At 64.1% G+C, this 17,082-nt stretch carries 12 protein-coding genes; 8 read left to right on the top strand and 4 right to left on the bottom strand.

What is annotated here, in order from left to right; translation table 11 throughout:
• Positions 1-21 precede the first annotated feature (21 nt).
• From HZR81_RS05190 to HZR81_RS05155, 8 genes are all read left to right on the top strand, one after another.
• Positions 22-909 (top strand): NAD(+) kinase, encoded by an 888-nt coding sequence (locus HZR81_RS05190; protein WP_003280695.1) that lies wholly within the window; start codon positions 22-24, stop codon positions 907-909.
• Positions 909-1,880: a metallophosphoesterase gene (locus HZR81_RS05185; protein ID WP_253751260.1), complete on the top strand. Its 972-nt coding sequence runs from the start codon at positions 909-911 to the stop codon at positions 1,878-1,880. The genes HZR81_RS05190 and HZR81_RS05185 overlap by 1 nt, the downstream gene beginning before the upstream one ends.
• Complete coding sequence (locus tag HZR81_RS05180) at positions 1,877-2,737, top strand: rhomboid family intramembrane serine protease (protein WP_063541008.1); 861 nt, start codon at positions 1,877-1,879, stop codon at positions 2,735-2,737. The genes HZR81_RS05185 and HZR81_RS05180 overlap by 4 nt, the downstream gene beginning before the upstream one ends.
• Positions 2,738-2,808: 71 nt before the next feature.
• Positions 2,809-3,087, top strand: coding sequence for a YeaC family protein (locus HZR81_RS05175; RefSeq protein ID WP_200595236.1), 279 nt, complete (start codon positions 2,809-2,811; stop codon positions 3,085-3,087).
• Complete coding sequence (locus tag HZR81_RS05170) at positions 3,087-3,926, top strand: DUF2797 domain-containing protein (RefSeq protein WP_063541010.1); 840 nt, start codon at positions 3,087-3,089, stop codon at positions 3,924-3,926. The genes HZR81_RS05175 and HZR81_RS05170 overlap by 1 nt, the downstream gene beginning before the upstream one ends.
• Positions 3,927-4,205: 279 nt before the next feature.
• Positions 4,206-6,866 (top strand): aminopeptidase N, encoded by a 2,661-nt coding sequence (gene pepN, locus HZR81_RS05165; protein ID WP_500127494.1) that lies wholly within the window; start codon positions 4,206-4,208, stop codon positions 6,864-6,866.
• Positions 6,867-7,276: 410 nt separating this feature from the next.
• Positions 7,277-8,275, top strand: a complete 999-nt coding sequence (locus HZR81_RS05160) for a WD40/YVTN/BNR-like repeat-containing protein (RefSeq protein ID WP_482738532.1) — start codon at positions 7,277-7,279, stop codon at positions 8,273-8,275.
• Positions 8,276-8,291: 16 nt separating this feature from the next.
• The gene (locus HZR81_RS05155; protein ID WP_110776627.1) at positions 8,292-10,646 is read left to right on the top strand and encodes an efflux RND transporter permease subunit; all 2,355 of its coding nucleotides are present in this window, start codon (positions 8,292-8,294) and stop codon (positions 10,644-10,646) included.
• A 75-nt stretch (positions 10,647-10,721) separates the two neighbouring features.
• Here HZR81_RS05155 and cobA read toward each other — a convergent pair whose 3' ends face one another.
• Genes cobA through nirB form a run of 4 tightly spaced genes read right to left on the bottom strand, consistent with a single transcriptional unit; the run spans position 10,722 to position 17,037 of the window.
• Complete coding sequence (gene cobA, locus HZR81_RS05150) at positions 10,722-11,459, bottom strand: uroporphyrinogen-III C-methyltransferase (RefSeq protein ID WP_133456790.1); 738 nt, start codon at positions 11,457-11,459, stop codon at positions 10,722-10,724.
• A 25-nt stretch (positions 11,460-11,484) separates the two neighbouring features.
• Positions 11,485-14,190 (bottom strand): nitrate reductase, encoded by a 2,706-nt coding sequence (locus HZR81_RS05145; protein ID WP_500127493.1) that lies wholly within the window; start codon positions 14,188-14,190, stop codon positions 11,485-11,487.
• A gap of 43 nt (positions 14,191-14,233) precedes the next feature.
• Positions 14,234-14,563 (bottom strand): nitrite reductase small subunit NirD, encoded by a 330-nt coding sequence (gene nirD, locus HZR81_RS05140; RefSeq protein WP_013983030.1) that lies wholly within the window; start codon positions 14,561-14,563, stop codon positions 14,234-14,236.
• A gap of 23 nt (positions 14,564-14,586) precedes the next feature.
• On the bottom strand, positions 14,587-17,037 hold the full coding sequence (nirB, locus tag HZR81_RS05135; RefSeq protein ID WP_500127492.1) for a nitrite reductase large subunit NirB: 2,451 nt from the start codon (positions 17,035-17,037) through the stop codon (positions 14,587-14,589).
• Positions 17,038-17,082: the final 45 nt, after the last annotated feature.

The following is a 17,082-nucleotide window of genomic DNA, read 5'->3' as shown; positions in this document are numbered from 1 at the left end:
CAGCCACACCAGGGAGCGTCAATGGAGCAATTCCGCAATATCGGCATCATCGGCCGCCTGGGTAGCTCCCAGGTGCTGGATACCATCCGCCGGCTGAAGCGATTTCTCGTCGAACGCCATCTGCATGTGATCCTGGAGGAGAACATTGCCGAGGTCCTGCCCGGGCATGGCATGCAGACCTCGTCACGGCAGCGGCTGGGTGAATCCTGTGATCTGGTGATCGTGGTCGGTGGTGATGGCAGCCTGCTCGGCGCTGCGCGGGCAATGGCCAAGCATCGGGTGCCGGTGCTGGGCATCAACCGCGGCAGCCTCGGCTTTCTCACCGACATCCGCCCGGACGAGCTGGAAGAGAAGGTCGCCGAGGTGCTCAACGGCCAGTACACCCTGGAAAACCGCTTTTTGCTGGAAGCCCAGGCGCGCCGCTTCGATGAGCCGATCGGCGAGGGCGACGCGCTCAACGACGTGGTGCTGCATCCGGGAAAATCCACGCGCATGATCGAGTTCGAGCTGTACATCGACGGCCAGTTCGTCTGCAGCCAGAAGGCCGACGGCCTGATCGTGGCGACCCCGACGGGCTCCACCGCCTATTCGCTTTCCGCCGGCGGGCCGATCATGCATCCGCGGCTGGACGCCATCGTCGTCGTGCCGATGTACCCGCACACCCTGTCGAGTCGCCCGATCGTGGTCGATGGCAACAGCGAGCTGAAGATCGTGGTGTCGCCGAACATGCAGATCTATCCGCAGGTATCCTGCGACGGCCAGAACCATTTCACCTGTGCTCCCGGTGACACCGTGACCGTACGCAAGAAGCCGCAGAAGCTGCACCTGATCCATCCGCTGGATCACAACTACTACGAAGTCTGCCGAACCAAGCTGGGCTGGGGCAGCCGCCTCGGCGGGGGCGATTGATGCAGCTTGATCCCGAGCGCGGCTACGACCTGATAGGCGATATCCACGGCTGCGGCCATGCGCTGGCGCGCCTGCTGGATCAGCTGGGCTACCGTCAGCAGGGCGGAGTCTGGCGACATTCACGCCGGCAGGTGATCTTCCTCGGCGACATCATCGACCGCGGTCCGCATATTCGCGAGGCGCTGCATCTGGTTCATGGGATGGTCGAGCACGGCCAGGCGCACTGCATCATGGGCAACCACGAGTTCAACGCGCTGGGCTGGTACATGCCCGCGCCGCCGGGAAGTGGCCGGGAATTCGTGCGTGCGCACTCGCCGCGTTTCGCACGCCTGCTGCAGGAGACGTTCGAGCAGTTCGAACACTATCCGGACGAGTGGCAGGCCTTCCGCGACTGGTTCTACGAGTTGCCGCTGTTCCTGGAAACCGAACGTTTCCGAGTGGTGCATGCCTGCTGGGACAGCAGCGTGATCGCGCGCCTGCGCCCGCTGCTCGACGATGGCCGGATCAACCCGGCGCTCCTGCGCGAGGCCGGGCTGCCGGGTACCTTCATCTGCCAGGCGCTGGATCGGCTGCTGCGCGGCACCGACATGCCGCTGCCCGAGGGCATGACGCTGACCAGTGAGGAAGGCTTCGTGCGCACCTTCTTCCGCACCAAGTTCTGGGAAGAGAACCCGCAGACCTACGGTGACGTGGTATTCCAGCCCGATGGCCTGCCGGAGCATGCGGCGCGCCTGCCGCTGTCGCCGCAACAGAAGAATCGGCTGTTCCTTTACGGGCCGGACGAGCCGCTGCTGTTCGTCGGCCATTACTGGCGCCGCGGCCAGCCGGGGCCGCTGCGCGGCAACCTGGCCTGCCTGGACTACAGTGCGGTGAAGAACGGCAAGCTGGTGGCCTATCGGCTGGACCAGGAAACGCGCCTGGACCCGGCGAAGTTCGCCTGGGTCGAGGTCTGCGCGGTGTTCCGTCCATGAGTGTCGCGGTGAGCGAAGCGCTGCGCCTGCCGCTGTCGGAAGACCTCAGCGGGTTCATCGCGCTGCTGCGCCGCCTGCGCGTGCCTTGCCGGGTTTCGGAAGAGGGCGACCAGCAGGTGCTGCGGGTACCAAGCGAGGTGGTCGAACAGGTGCGCGACCTGTATGCCCGATACCCGCATGGAGACGACAGCGTGGTGGCCGAGCAGCCTCGGCGGCGCGGCGGTTTCGTCGCCGCCTTGCGCGCCAGCCCGCTTACCGCGGCGATGCTGCTGATCACCCTCGTGGTTGCCGGGATCACTCTGCTCGGCGAGAACTTTGCCACGATCCGCTGGCTGAACTTCGTCGACTTTCGCATCGACGGCGAGTACGCCTACTTCGCCACGCTGGAGCAGAGCCTCGCGGCCGGCCAGTGGTGGCGACTGATCACGCCGATCTTCGTGCACTTCGGCATCCTTCATCTGGCCATGAACAGCATGTGGTACTGGGAGCTGGGGCGGCGTATCGAAGCACGTCAGCGTGCCTGGATGCTGCTGGCGCTGACCGTGCTGTTCGGCCTGGTGTCCAACTTCGCCCAGTATCTGTTCGGTGGGCCGGGCATCTTCGGTGGTCTGTCCGGTGTGCTCTACGGTCTGCTCGGTCATTGCTGGCTGTATCAGAAGCTCGCACCGAACGAGGCCTACCGGCTGCCACCCGGCGTCGTGGTGCTGATGTTGGTGTGGCTGGTGATTTGCCTGACCGGCGTCATCGAGGTGCTCAGCTTCGGCGCGCTGGCGATCGCCAACGCGGCGCATGTCGGCGGGCTGGTCGCCGGCTGCCTGACCGGTGTGATTGGCGGCACGCTGGCGCGGCGCCGCTAGCGGGCTGTCGCGCTTTTCCCTAAAGCGCGACAGCCCGGTAGAATGGCCGCTCGTTTCCCCCGGAGCTGGCCATGTCGACCTTTATCCAAACCGCCGAAAACATCACCCCCGAAATCTACGCGAGCCTCAAGCAGGCCCTCGAACTGGGCAAATGGGCTGACGGCCGCAAGCTGACCCCCGAGCAGAAGGAAACCTGCATGCAGGCGGTGATCGCCTGGGAGATGAAGAATCTTCCCGAGGAAGAGCGCACCGGCTACATGGGTGGCCAGGAATGCGGCTCCAAGAGCAAGAAGGCCGAGGCCGCCATCGACACCAGCCTGTTCACACCGGCTTCCGGAACCCGCCACTGATGCTGGAGCTCGGACGCGGCGCGCTGGAGAAGATGTCGGTTCAGCTCGAATCGGGCGTGCCTGTGCAGTACGCCTTTCGCCTCGGCGAAGGACTGGTGCCGGTCAACCCACTGATCGGTCGGCAGGTTCGGCTGGAATACCTGGGTGCCATCCACTGCACACACTGCGGGCGCAAGACCAACAAGAGCTTCAGCCAGGGCTACTGCTATCCCTGCTTCAAGAAGCTGCCGCAGTGCGACGTCTGCATCATGAGCCCGGAAAAATGCCACCACGACTTCGGCACCTGCCGTGATCCGCAATGGGGCATGGACTTCTGCATGACCGACCACGTGGTCTACCTGGCCAACTCGTCGGGCATCAAGGTCGGCATCACCCGCGCCACCCAGCTGCCGACCCGCTGGCTCGACCAGGGTGCGAGCCAGGCGCTGCCGATCATGCGGGTCGCCACCCGTCAGCAATCGGGCATGGTCGAAGACCTGCTACGCAGCCAGGTCGCCGATCGCACCAACTGGCGCGCGCTGCTCAAGGGTGACGCCGAGCCCATCGACCTGATCGAGATGCGCGAGCGGATCTTCGATGCCTGCGCCGCCGGGCTGCAGGGTCTGCAGCAGCGCTACGGCTTGCAGGCGATCCAGCCGGTCGCCGATGCCGAGGTGGTGGAGATCCGTTATCCCGTGGAGGCCTACCCGACCAAGGTCGTCAGTCTCGATCTGGACAAGACGCCGGTGGTCGAGGGGACGCTGCTGGGCATCAAGGGTCAATACCTGATCCTCGATACCGGCGTGATCAATATCCGCAAGTTCACTGCCTATCAGGTGGCCGCCAGCGCCGCTGCGTAGGGTGGACAACGGCGCAGCCTTGTCCACCGCAGGGCAGGACACAGTGAGTGCATACGGTGGATGTAGGAAGCGACATCCACCCTACGGCGCTAGGGCTGCCGGCTCAAGGATGAGCGGCCAGGGCAATCGCGTGGAAAAGGCTTCGCTGTTTCCACCCTACAAGTCCGCCGCGACAGACGCTAAGCTCGAACTCACTCGCAGCCCGGGTTCCCCGGGCTGGCACCATCGCCATATTCCCGCTTGAAGCGTGCCGCTTGAAGCTCAGTCGACGAGGTTTCCATGCGTACCGAACAACCGAAAGTCATTCATCTGAAGGATTACCAGGCCCCCGAGTACCTGATCGATGAAACCCATCTGACCTTCGAGCTGTACGAGGATCGCACCCTGGTGCACGCCCAGCTGGTGATGCGCCGCAATTCCGAGCGTCCGGCCGGCAAGCTGCCGCCATTGGAGCTGCATGGACAGCAGCTCGAGCTGCTGTCCATTGCGCTGAACGACCGCGAGCTTGGCCTGGGTGACTACCAGATCAGCGACGATTGCCTGACCCTGCAGCCGGATAGCGACAGCTTCGTCATCGACAGCTCGGTGGTGATCCACCCGGAAAGCAACACCGCGCTGGAAGGGCTGTACAAGTCCGGCAGCATGTTCTGCACCCAGTGCGAGGCCGAGGGCTTCCGCAAGATCACCTACTACCTCGACCGCCCGGACGTGATGAGCAAGTTCACTACCACGGTGAGCGCTGAACAGAAGGCCTACCCGGTGCTGCTCTCCAACGGCAACCCGATTGCCAGCGGCAGCGAAGAAAACGGCCGCCACTGGGCGACCTGGGAAGACCCGTTCAAGAAGCCGGCCTATCTGTTCGCCCTGGTGGCCGGTGATCTCTGGTGCGTCGAAGACAGCTTCACCACCATGAGCGGGCGCAACGTGGCGCTGCGCATCTACGTCGAGCCGGAAAATATCGACAAGTGCCAGCACGCCATGGACAGCCTGAAGAAGTCGATGAAGTGGGACGAAGAGGCCTATGGTCGCGAGTACGACCTGGACATCTTCATGATCGTCGCGGTCAACGACTTCAACATGGGCGCCATGGAGAACAAGGGCCTCAATATCTTCAACTCCAGCGCCGTGCTGGCCCGCGCCGAAACCGCGACCGATGCTGCGCACCAGCGCGTCGAGGCGATCGTCGCCCACGAATACTTCCACAACTGGTCGGGCAATCGCGTGACCTGTCGCGACTGGTTCCAGCTGTCGCTCAAGGAAGGCTTCACCGTCTTCCGCGATTCGCAGTTCAGTGCCGACATGAACTCGGCGACGGTCAAGCGCATCGAGGATGTCGCCTACCTGCGCACTCACCAGTTCGCCGAGGATGCCGGCCCCATGGCGCACTCGGTGCGCCCGGAATCCTTTATCGAGATTTCCAACTTCTACACCCTGACCGTCTACGAGAAGGGTGCCGAAGTGGTACGGATGATCCAGACGCTGCTAGGTGAAGAAGGCTTCCGCAAGGGCAGCGACCTCTATTTCGAACGCCATGACGGCCAGGCGGTGACGGTCGACGATTTCGTCAAAGCCATGGAAGACGCCAACGGTGCCGATCTGACCCAGTTCAAGCGCTGGTACAGCCAGTCCGGCACGCCGCGCCTGGCCGTCAGCGAGCAATACGACGAGGCGGCGAAGACCTACCGCCTGACCTTCCGCCAGAGTTGTCCGCCGACACCGGGCCAGCCGACCAAGGAGCCGTTCGTGATTCCGGTGGCGCTGGGCCTGCTTGCCGCCGATGGTTCGGACATGCCGCTGCGTCTGGACGGTGAAGCCTCCGCCGTCGGGACCAGCCGCGTGCTGGCGGTGACCGAAGCCGAGCAGACCTTCACCTTCGTCGACGTCGCCGAGCGCCCGCTGCCATCGCTGCTGCGTGGCTTCTCCGCACCGGTGAAGCTGGACTATCCGTACAACCGTGACCAGCTGATGTTCCTCATGCAGCACGACTCCGATGGCTTCAACCGCTGGGAAGCGGGTCAGCAGTTGTCGGTGCAGGTGCTGCAGGAGCTGATCGGTCAGCATCAGCGTGGGGAAGCGTTGGTGATGGATGAGCGCCTGGTCGATGCGCTACGCAGCCTGTTGCAAAACGAGACGCTCGATGCAGCCATGGTTGCCGAGATGCTTTCGTTGCCGGGCGAGGCCTATCTGACCGAAATCAGCGAAGTGGCGGACGTGGATGCCATCCATACGGCACGCGAGTTCGCCCGCAAGCGCATCGCCGACGCGTTGTTCGAGCCGCTGTGGCAGCGCTACCAGGCCAATCGCGAAACCTCGCGCAGCACGCCCTATGTCGCCTCGGCCGAACATTTCGCCCGTCGCGCCCTGCAGAACATCGCATTGTCGTATCTGATGCTGAGCGAAAAAGCCGAAGTCGTGGAAGCCTGCCTGGAACAGTTCGAGCAGGCCGACAACATGACCGAGCGGCTGACCGCACTGGCCGTGTTGGTCAACTCGCCGTTCGAGGCCGAGCGCGACAAGGCGCTGCAGGCCTTCGCCGAGCACTTCAAGGACAACCCGCTGGTCATGGATCAGTGGTTCAGCGTTCAGGCCGGCAACCCGTTGCCCGGTGGGCTGGAGCGGGTGCAGACGCTGATGCAGCACCCGGCTTTCACCCTGAAGAACCCGAACAAGGTGCGTGCGTTGATCGGCGCCTTCGCCAACCAGAACCTGGTCAACTTCCACCGCGCCGATGGCGCCGGCTACCGCTTCCTCGCCGACCAGGTCATCACCCTCAACGCGTTGAACCCGCAGATCGCCTCGCGCCTGCTGGCACCGCTGACCCGCTGGCGCAAATACGACAGCGCTCGCCAGGCGCTGATGAAGGGCGAGCTGGAGCGCATCCTTGCATCCGGAGAGCTGTCCAGCGATGTCTACGAAGTGGTGAGCAAGAGCCTCGCCTGATTCGACAAGGCCGATCGTGCAATGCGATCGGCCTTTCTTTTGCGAGAGCCTGTTCCCTGGCGCTATCCAGAAGAACAAACCTTCCTGCGTATCGTGACCATCCACCGGCGCCTCGCGTCGGATCGTCACTGCGCGTGCGAACGAGGCGGCCGGCCATACTGGCCACTGGCCCAATCAGCCTGGCTGATCATGCGTCAATCATTGCGTGAGAGTTAACAATTCATAACGTCCGGCCAATTGTGCCTGCCCGCGGAAGCTGGCTAGGATGGCTGCGCCTGTATCTCGGGCCTTACCTAATAAGAATAAAGGGGGTATGTATGAGTGAGCCCGTTCAGCGGCGCACACTATCCGGCCGCGCCGAGGTTCCAAGCCAGGCGAGGGCGTCGCGTCTTCACTCATCGGTTGCCGGCATGCTTTCACTGTGCGGCGCCGTTTCGCTCCTGTTGCTGGCAGCAACGGCACCAGTCCAGGCCGCTACCGACGGCCAGACCCGCTACTCCATCGAGTCGGCGAAAGCCGTATCCAATCTTCTGCTCGACATCGCCCAGGCTGGTGAACGCCTCGTTGCGGCGGGCGATCGGGGCCACATTCTCTATTCCGATGACGACGGTGCCAGCTGGACGCAGGCCAAGGTGCCGACGCGTCAGCTGCTGACCGCTATCGACTTCGTCGACGACAAGCACGGCTGGGCGGTGGGCCACGACGCGCTGATCCTGGCTACCGCCGACGGCGGTGAGAGCTGGACGGTGCAGTACGAGGATCGCGAACGCGAAGCCCCCTTGCTGGACGTCTGGTTCGAAGACACCCAGCACGGCATCGCGGTAGGCGCCTACGGCGCGCTGCTCGAAACCATCGATGGCGGGCAGAGCTGGGAGGACATCAGCGAGCGCCTCGACAACGAGGACGGTTACCACCTGAACGCCATCGCCCATATCCAGGGCTCGGGCCTGTTCGTGGTTGGCGAACTGGGCGGCATGTTCCGTTCCTCCGATCTCGGCGAAACCTGGGAGCGCGTCGAATCGCCGTATCAGGGTTCGTTCTTCGGGGTGGTCAGTGGTTCGGAGCCGGGGGTTGTGGTTGCCTTCGGTCTGCGCGGCCACCTCTTCCGTTCCGTCGATTTCGGCGACAACTGGGAAGGCATCGAGCTCAGCAACGGTAATGGCAATGTGCTGGAGTCCGGGCTGGCCGACGGCAATCTGCTGCGCGACGGGCGCATCGTGGTGGTCGGCCATGGCGGTGCGGTGCTCACCAGCGACGATCAGGGCCGTAGCTTCAAACTGTTCAATCGTCCCGACCGCCGTTCGCTGTCGGGCGTTACCTCCGATTCCCAAGGCAACCTGATCCTGGTAGGGCAGGGTGGTGTTCGCATCGCCTCGCCATCGGGCGCGGATCTGGCCCCAAAACAATAAAGCCGGGAGAGTCTGCATGACCAAGCACCAACAGAAGCCGGCGTCGTTCCTCGAACGCCTGATATTCAATAACCGGCCGGCAGTCGTCGTACTCTGCCTGCTGATCAGCGCGTTCCTGTTTTATCAGGCGGCCCAGGTTCGGCCGCAGACCAGCTTCGAGAAGATGATCCCGCTGGGGCATCCGTACATCCAGAAGATGCTCGAGCACCAGAACGACCTGGCCAACCTCGGCAACACCGTGCGGATTTCGGTGGAAGCGGTGGAGGGCGACATCTTCTCCAAGGAGTACATGGAGACGCTGCGGCAGATCCATGACGAGGTGTTCTACATCCACGGCGTCGACCGCTCGAACATGAAGTCGTTGTGGAGCCCGAGCGTGCGCTGGACCGAGGTTACCGAGGAGGGCTTCGCTGGCGGCGAAGTGATCCCGCAGACCTACGACGGCTCGCCCGAAAGCCTGGATGACCTGCGCGACAACATCCTCAAGTCCGGCCAGATCGGCCGTCTGGTGGCGAACAACTTCAAGTCGAGCATCATCGATGTGCCGCTGCTGGAGTCCTACCCGGACCCGGAAGACCAGAGCCGGCAGATCAAACTGGACTACCAGAAGTTCTCCCACGAGCTGGAAGAGAAGATCCGCGAGAAGTATCAGGCACAGAACCCTAACGTGAAGGTGCACATCATCGGCTTCGCCAAGAAGGTCGGTGACCTGATTGACGGGCTGGTTGGCGTGGCGCTGTTCTTCATCGTCGCCATCGGTATCACCTTCGTGCTGCTGCTGTGGTTCACCCGTTGCCTGAAGAGCACCATCGCGGTGCTGATCACGACGCTGATCGCGGTGGTCTGGCAGCTCGGCCTGCTGCATACCCTCGGCTTCGGGCTAGACCCCTATTCGATGCTGGTGCCGTTCCTGGTATTCGCCATCGGTATTTCCCACGGCGTGCAGAAGATCAACGGGATCGCCATGGCTTCGGGCTATACCGAAGATCCGGTGACGGCAGCACGCATGGCGTTCCGCCAGCTTTTCATTCCGGGAATGGTGGCGTTGCTGTCCGATGCGGTGGGTTTCGTCACCCTCCTGCTGATCGATATCGGTGTGATCCGCGAGCTGGCCATCGGCGCTTCGCTCGGTGTGGCGGTGATTATCCTGACCAACCTGATCCTGCTGCCGGTGGCGATCTCCTACATGGGGATCAGCCAGAAGGCGATCAAGCAGGCCCGCGAAGAGGCCTCGCGCGATCATCCTTTCTGGCGCGCGCTGTCGAACTTCGCCAGCCCGAAAGTGGCGCCGATTTCCATCACCATTGCCGTGGTCGCCCTGGTTGGTGGTCTCTGGTACGGACAGAACCTTAAGATCGGCGACCTCGATCAGGGCGCACCGGAGCTGCATCCGGACTCGCGCTACAACCTGGACAACGACTTCGTCATCCGCAACTACTCGACCAGCTCCGACGTGTTGGTGGTGATGGTCAAGACCGCGCCAGAAGGCTGCTCGCACTACGACACGCTCGCCGCCATGGACGAGCTGATGTGGAAGATGCAGAACACCGAGGGCGTGCAGTCGGCGGTATCGATGGTGTCGGTGGCGCGCCAGGGCATCAAGGGCATGAACGAGGGCAGCCTGAAATGGGAGACGCTGTCGCGTAACCAGCATGTGCTGAACAACTCCATCGCCCGTGCTGAAGGGATGTACAACAGCGACTGCTCGCTGGCGCCGGTATTGGTGTTCCTCAACGATCACAAGGCCGAGACGCTGGAACACGTGGTGGCCGCGGCAAAGGACTTCGCCGAGGAGAACAACCGCGAAGGTCTGGAGTTCGTGCTGGCCTCGGGCAACGCCGGGATCGAGGCGGCCACCAACGAGGTTATCGCCGCGTCGGAAACCACCATGCTGATCGCCGTCTACCTGGCGGTGAGCATCATGTGCCTGCTGACCTTCCGCTCGCTGGCCGCGACGCTCTGCGTGATCCTGCCGCTGGTGTTGACATCGATCCTCGGCAACGCGCTTATGGCCTTCATGGGCATCGGGGTGAAGGTCGCCACGCTACCGGTGATCGCGCTGGGTGTGGGCATCGGTGTGGACTACGGGATCTACATCTACAGCCGCCTGGAGACCTTCCTGCGTCAGGGGATGACCCTGCAGGAAGCCTACTACCAGACGCTGAAATCCACCGGCAAGGCGGTGATCTTCACCGGCATCTGCCTGGCGATCGGTGTGGTGACCTGGGTGTTCTCGGCGATCAAGTTCCAAGCCGACATGGGCCTTATGCTGACCTTCATGTTCCTCTGGAACATGGTCGGCGCGATCTGGCTGCTGCCGGCTCTGGCTCGCTTCCTGATCAAACCGGAGAAGCTGCGTCAGAAGGCGTGATGATCACGCTGTAACGAAAACCGCGGCCCTGGGGCCGCGGTTTTTTTATGGGTTTCTTACGCATGACAGCTACGCTCAGGCGCTCTGGCTTATCGCCTGGAACGCAGCCTGGGCGGCGACTTCGCCGATCACCAGGATTGCCGGGCTCTTCAGCTTGAAGGTCAGGGCATCTCGGCACATGTCGGCGAGGCTCGAACGGCATTCGCGTTGCTGCGGCAGCGATGCGTTCTCGATCATCGCCACTGGCGTCGAAGCGGCAAGGCCGCCTTCCAGCAGCCCGACCTGTACCTGCTCCAGCTTGCTGACCCCCATGTACACCACCAGCGTGGTGCCGCTTTTGGCCAACGCCTGCCATTCCGGGCTGCTGTCGTCGAGCGTGTGCGCCGTGACCAGGGTGACGCCGCGGGCCACGCCGCGCTGGGTCAGCGAGATGCCGCATTGCGTGGCGCCGGCCAGGCCGGCGGTGATGCCGTTGACCAGTTCGACCTCGATGCCGCGTGCCGACAGCCATTCGGCCTCTTCGCCACCGCGACCGAAGATGCACGGATCGCCACCCTTGAGGCGCACCACGCACTTGCCCTGGCGGGCGTAGCGCAGCATCAGCCGGTGGATGAAGGCCTGCGGCGTGGAACGGCAGCCGCCGCGCTTGCCCACGGGGATGATGCGAGCGTTCGGGCAGTGTTCGAGCACGGCGGGATTGACCAGGTCATCGATCATCACCACCTGTGCCTCGCCCAGCGCGCGCACGGCCTTGAGGGTCAGCAGTTCCGGGTCGCCGGGGCCGGCGCCTACCAGCCAGACTTTTGCGCTCATAGGGAAATCCTCGTCTTGGGTGGTATCAGAGAAGTGCGCGTTCCGGCTGGCTGGCCAGCAGACGCTTGATTTCGGGAACGCAGGAGCCACAGCTGGTGCCGCAACCGAGTTCCTGCTTGAGGCCAGTCAGATCGAGACCGCGCTCGATGCCTGCACGGACCTTGCTCTGGCTGACGTTCATGCAATTGCACAGGGTGCGGTCGGTATTGATCGTCGCGCCGCCAGGCGGCGCGCTGAGGGGCGCCAGTAGCCAGCGACGCAGTTCGGCATCGGCACTGCCGCTTTCCCAGAGGCCGCGAAGCCACTGCCGAGCGGCGGTTTCGCCGGCCAGGCGCAGGGCGACGATACGGCCTTCCTCGATGCGTACGCGCTTGCCGACAGCACGGCGCGGGTCGTCATAGGCCAGCACCGGGCCTTCGTCGAGGCCGAGCAGGCTGTCGATGGCGTCCAGCTCGGCAGCCGTTGGGGTCGCATCCCGGGCGGCGCGGATCAGCAATGCCGAGCGTTCGCGCCCGCCGAGGCTGAAGCTGGCGTAGTCGAAGGCTTCGAACAATGGCCGCAGCGCCTCGAAGCGTCGCTGCACATCACCTTCGACTAGCGCGAAGAACTGCCACGGCAGTTCGACCTGTTCGACTTCGATGCCAGCGTGCTTGAGTTCCGGCTGCTTCGACAAAGGGTCGACACTGGCCAGGGTCAGGACGTTGCAGCCCAGCCCCTTGAGAAAGCGATCGCCCCAGTGCATCGGCAGGAAGGTCTGGCCGGCACGCAGGCTGTCGTCCTTCTGCACCGGCAGGATCAGGCTGCCGCGGCGGCTCTTCACCTGTACCAGCTGGCCGTCCAGCAGACGCCGGCGACGCATGTCCTCGGCGTTCATGCCGAGTAGTGCTTCCTCGACATGGCTGAACAGCCGCGCCGCGGTGCCGGTGCGGCTCATGCCGTGCCACTGGTCGCGCAGCCGGCCGGTATTGAGCGTCAGCGGGTAGCGCGCCTCGCGCTTTTCCTTCGGCGCCTGGTAGTGCTCGGCGATAAAGCGCGCACGACCAGTGGCAGTGGGAAACACACCGTCACCATACAGCCGCGCGGTGCCCAGTTCGCTGCCTGGCGGAAACGGCCATTGCTGCGGACCGAGGGCGTCGATCAGTGCGTAGCTCAGGCCGCTGTAGTCCAGATCACGGGCGGCGGTGAGCGGCTTGTACTCCTCGAACAGCGCTTCGGCACTCTCGAACGCGAACAGGCTCGGCGCGCCGGGACGCAGATGACGTTCCAGCCGTCGGGCAAAATCGCAAGTGATCGCCCAGTCCGCGCGGGCTTCGCCGGGCGCCGGCACGGCGCGACGTACATGGCTGATGCGGCGCTCGGAGTTGGTCACCGTGCCTTCCTTCTCGCCCCAGCTCGCGGCCGGCAGCAGAAGGTCGGCGTGGCGGCAGGTCTCGGTGGTGAAGAAGGCTTCCTGCACCACGACGAAGGGGCAGGTGGCCAGGGCCTCATGGACTTTCTGCTGGTCCGGCAGCGACTGCGCCGGGTTGGTACAGGCGATCCACAGCGCCTTGATCTTGCCTGCACGCACCGCCTCGAACAGCCCAATGGCGGGCAATCCAGGCTGTTCGGGCAGCTGCTCGACACCCCAGTAGGCCGCCACTTCTGCACGGTGTTCGGCATTGGCCGCGTCGCGGTGGCCGGGCAACAGGTTGGACAGGCTGCCGGTTTCGCGGCCGCCCATGGCGTTCGGTTGACCGGTGAGTGAGAAGGGCCCGGCGCCCGGCTTGCCGATCTGTCCGGTGGCCAGGTGCAGGTTGATCAGCGCGCTGTTCTTCGCGCTGCCGGCGGTAGACTGATTCAGACCCATGCACCACAGGGAGAGGAAGGCCGGAGCGCTTCCGATCAGCCGTGCGCAGGTTTGCAGATCATCTACCGAGATGCCGCAGAGGTCGGCGACCATCGCCGGGGTGTAGTCGCGCACCAGGCTTTTCAGCGCATCGAAGCCCTCGGTATGCGCATCGATGAAGCGGCGGTCGATCCAGCCTTCCCACATGAGGATATGCAGCAGGCCGTGGAACAGCGCGACATCGGTGCCGGGCAGGATCGGCAGGTGCAGATCGGCCAGTTCGCTGGTGTCGGTGCGCCGCGGGTCGACGACGATGATGGTCATCTCCGGCCGCTTCGACTTGGCTTCCTCCAGGCGGCGGAACAGCACCGGATGCGCGTAGGCCATGTTGCTGCCGGCGATCAGCAGGCAGTCGGCCTGCTCAATATCTTCGTAGGAGCAGGGCGGGGCGTCGGCGCCCAGGCTGCGCTTGTAGCCGACCACCGCCGAGGACATGCACAGCCGCGAGTTGGAATCCAGGTTGTTGGTACCGACCAGGGCGCGGGCCAGTTTGTTGAAGGCGTAGTAGTCCTCGGTCAGCAGCTGGCCGGAGACATAGAAGGCGACGCTGTCCGGCCCGTGTTCGCGGATGGTCTCGGCGAATACGCTGGCCGCATGCTCCAGCGCGCTGTCCCAGTCGGTGCGACCGCGGGCCAGGCCCTTGCCCAGACGCAGCTCAGGGTAGAGCGCGCGGGCCCCCAGGTCGCCGGTCAGGTGCAGGGTCGAGCCCTTGCTGCACAGCTTGCCGAGGTTGGCCGGATGGCTGGGGTCGCCGGCCACATCGAGGATGCGCTCGCCGTCGTGCTCGATCAGCACGCCACAGCCGACTCCGCAGTAGCAGCAGGTCGAGGCGGTTGTCATACGCATGGCGTCGTCTCCTGGAAAAAGGTGCTGGGTCAATTGCGCGTGTTCAGGCCGCGCATTCCTTGCGTGGGTTCAGCGAAAGCTGCACGCGCCCGTTCTCGACGCGCGCCGCGTGACGATGGGCGCAGCCGACGTCCGGGGCCAAGGCCTCGCCGCTGGCCAGATCGATTTGCCAGTTGTGCAGCGGGCAGGCGACCTGCTTGCCGTAGACGATCCCCTGCGACAGCGGCCCGCCCTTGTGCGGGCAGCGATCGTCGAGGGCGAAGACCTGATCGTCCGCGGTGCGGAATATCGCAATGTCACCCTTGGGGCCGGCGACGATGCGCGAGCCGAGCGGGTTGATCTCATCCAGTGCGCAGATATCGAGCCAGTTCATGCGGTGTCCCTCCAGGTCGGTGCTCAGGCGTTTTCCAGCTGCTTGACGGCGATGCGGTCGAATTCCTTCTTCAGCTGCGGCTTGGAAAGCTGCTCCTGCCACGGGTCCTGCTCGAAGGAAAGCGAGAACAGCAGCCGCTGGTGCAGCGCCTTGCGCCGCTCGGCATCGTTCAGCACGGCCTGTTTGATGTGATCCATGCCGACGCGCTGCAGGTAGTGCACGGTGCGTTCGAGGTAGAAGGCTTCCTCGCGGTAGAGCTGGAGGAACGCCAGGCTGTATTCCATGACCTCCTCGGCGCTCTTCACCTTGACGAAGAACTCGCCGGCCTCGGTCTTGATGCCGCCGTTGCCGCCGATGTACAGCTCCCAGCCGGAGTCCACACCGATGATGCCGACGTCCTTGATACCGGATTCGGCGCAATTGCGCGGGCAGCCGGAGACGGCCAGCTTGACCTTGTGCGGCGACCACATGTTGAACAGCGCGTGTTCCAGGTCGATGCCCATCTGCGTCGAGTTCTGCGTACCGAAGCGGCAGAACTCGCTGCCGACGCAGGTCTTCACGGTGCGGATGGATTTGCCGTAGGCGTGACCGGAGGGCATGTCCAGGTCTTTCCAGACGCCCGGCAGGTCTTCCTTGCGGATGCCCAGCAGGTCGATACGCTGGCCGCCGGTGACCTTGACCATCGGCACCTGATACTTGTCCGCCACGTCGGCGATGCGCCGCAGCTCGGCGGCATTGGTGACACCGCCCCACATCCGCGGCACCACGGAGTAGGTGCCGTCCTTCTGGATGTTGGCGTGGGCGCGTTCGTTGATGAAGCGCGACTGCGGGTCGTCCTTGGCCTCGCCCGGCCAGGTGGAGATCAGGTAGTAGTTCAGCGCCGGGCGGCAGGTGGCGCAGCCGTTCGGCGTGCGCCATTCCATGAAGGCCATGGCCGCGGGAATGCTGGTCAGATGGTGTTCGCGAATGGCCTTGCGCACCTGGCCATGGTTGAGGTCGCTGCAGCCGCAGATGGCTTTTTCGCTCTTCGGCTTGACGTCGGCCGCGCCGCCCACGGTGTTGATCAGAATCTGTTCGACCAGCCCGGCGCAGGAGCCGCAGGAACTGGCGGCCTTGGTGTGCTTTTTCACCTCGTCCACCGAGAACAGCCCGTGCTCCTGGATCGCCTTGACGATGGTGCCCTTGCACACGCCGTTGCAGCCGCAGACTTCCATGTCGTCCGGCATGGACATGGCCTTGCTCTGGCCCTGGTGGCCGGCGTCGCCGATGGCGCCCTCGCCGAACATCAGGTGGTCGCGGATCTGCGCGACGTTCTGGCCCTCGCGCACCTGGCGGAAGTACCAGCCGCCATCGGCGGTGTCGCCATACAGGCAGGCGCCGACCAGCACGTCGTCCTTGATCACCAGCTTCTTGTACACACCGCCGATGGGATCGGAGAGGGTAATGGTCTCGGTGCCTTCGCCGCCGATGAAATCGCCGGCGGAGAACAGGTCGATGCCGGTGACCTTGAGCTTGGTCGAAGTCACCGAGCCGAGATAGCGGGCGAAGCCGAGCATGGCCAGGTGGTTGGCGCAGACCTTGGCCTGTTCGAACAGCGGGGCGACCAGGCCATAGGCGGTGCCGCGATGATTGGCGCATTCGCCGACGGCGTAGATGCGCGGGTCATAGGTTTGCAGGGTGTCGTTGACCAGGATGCCGCGGTTGCACGGAATACCGGCCTGTTCGGCCAGTTCGCTGTTGGGGCGGATGCCGGCGGCCATCACCACCAGGTCGGCGGGGATCACGTCACCGTCTTTGAACTTGACCGCGCAGACCCGGCCTTCGCCGTTGTCGAGCAGTTCGGCGGTGTGCTTGGGCAGGAGAAACTTCAGGCCGCGGCTTTCCAGCGCGTTTTGCAGCAAGGTGCCGGCGGTCTTGTCCAACTGGCGCTCCATCAGCCAGTCACCGATGTGCACCACGGTCACATCCATGCCACGCAGCTTGAGGCCGTTGGCTGCTTCCAGGCCTAGCAGGCCGCCGCCGATGACCACCGCGTGCTTGTGGGTCTTGGCGGTTTCCATCATCACCTGGGTGTCGGCAATGTCGCGGTAGCCGATGACCCCCTGCAGATCGTTGCCGGGAATCGGCAGGATGAACGGATTGGAACCGGTGGCGATGAGCAGGCGGTTGTATTCGGCCTCACTGCCGTCATCGGCGATGACCCGGCGTTTGACGCGATCGATCTTCACCACCTTGCGGTTGAGCATGAGGCGGATGTCGTTCGCGGCGTACCAGTCCAGGTCGTTGAGCACGATCTCTTCGAACTGCTGTTCGCCGGCCAGCACGGGGGAGAGCAGGATGCGGTTGTAGTTGGGATGCGGCTCGGCGCCGAACACCGTGATGTCGTAGAGCTCGTTGGTGAGCTTGAGCAGTTCCTCGAGGGTTCGCACGCCGGCCATGCCGTTGCCGATCATCACCAGTTTGAGTTTCTTCATGCCCGTTCTCCGTGCCAAGCGATGTCTGCCGCCCGGCCTGCTCGA

Origin of the sequence: Pseudomonas sp. LM13, from assembly GCF_041381355.1 — a bacterium.
Taxonomy (GTDB): Bacteria; Pseudomonadota; Gammaproteobacteria; order Pseudomonadales; family Pseudomonadaceae; genus Stutzerimonas; species Stutzerimonas frequens.
Note: the sequence above shows the minus strand (reverse complement) of the source record. Positions and strands in the feature narration are given on the sequence as shown.

Bases quoted from the DNA above. Each gene is read 5' to 3' on its own strand.
- HZR81_RS05190 (WP_003280695.1), top strand. From the start codon at position 22: ATGGAGCAATTCCGCAATATCGGCATCATCGGCCGCCTGGGTAGCTCC.
- HZR81_RS05185 (WP_253751260.1), top strand. From the start codon at position 909: ATGCAGCTTGATCCCGAGCGCGGCTACGACCTGATAGGCGATATCCAC.
- HZR81_RS05180 (WP_063541008.1), top strand. From the start codon at position 1,877: ATGAGTGTCGCGGTGAGCGAAGCGCTGCGCCTGCCGCTGTCGGAAGAC.
- HZR81_RS05175 (WP_200595236.1), top strand. From the start codon at position 2,809: ATGTCGACCTTTATCCAAACCGCCGAAAACATCACCCCCGAAATCTAC.
- HZR81_RS05170 (WP_063541010.1), top strand. From the start codon at position 3,087: ATGCTGGAGCTCGGACGCGGCGCGCTGGAGAAGATGTCGGTTCAGCTC.
- pepN (WP_500127494.1), top strand. From the start codon at position 4,206: ATGCGTACCGAACAACCGAAAGTCATTCATCTGAAGGATTACCAGGCC.
- HZR81_RS05160 (WP_482738532.1), top strand. From the start codon at position 7,277: ATGCTTTCACTGTGCGGCGCCGTTTCGCTCCTGTTGCTGGCAGCAACG.
- HZR81_RS05155 (WP_110776627.1), top strand. From the start codon at position 8,292: ATGACCAAGCACCAACAGAAGCCGGCGTCGTTCCTCGAACGCCTGATA.
- cobA (WP_133456790.1), bottom strand. From the start codon at position 11,459: ATGAGCGCAAAAGTCTGGCTGGTAGGCGCCGGCCCCGGCGACCCGGAA.
- HZR81_RS05145 (WP_500127493.1), bottom strand. From the start codon at position 14,190: ATGCGTATGACAACCGCCTCGACCTGCTGCTACTGCGGAGTCGGCTGT.
- nirD (WP_013983030.1), bottom strand. From the start codon at position 14,563: ATGAACTGGCTCGATATCTGCGCACTGGATGAGATCAACCCGCTCGGC.
- nirB (WP_500127492.1), bottom strand. From the start codon at position 17,037: ATGAAGAAACTCAAACTGGTGATGATCGGCAACGGCATGGCCGGCGTG.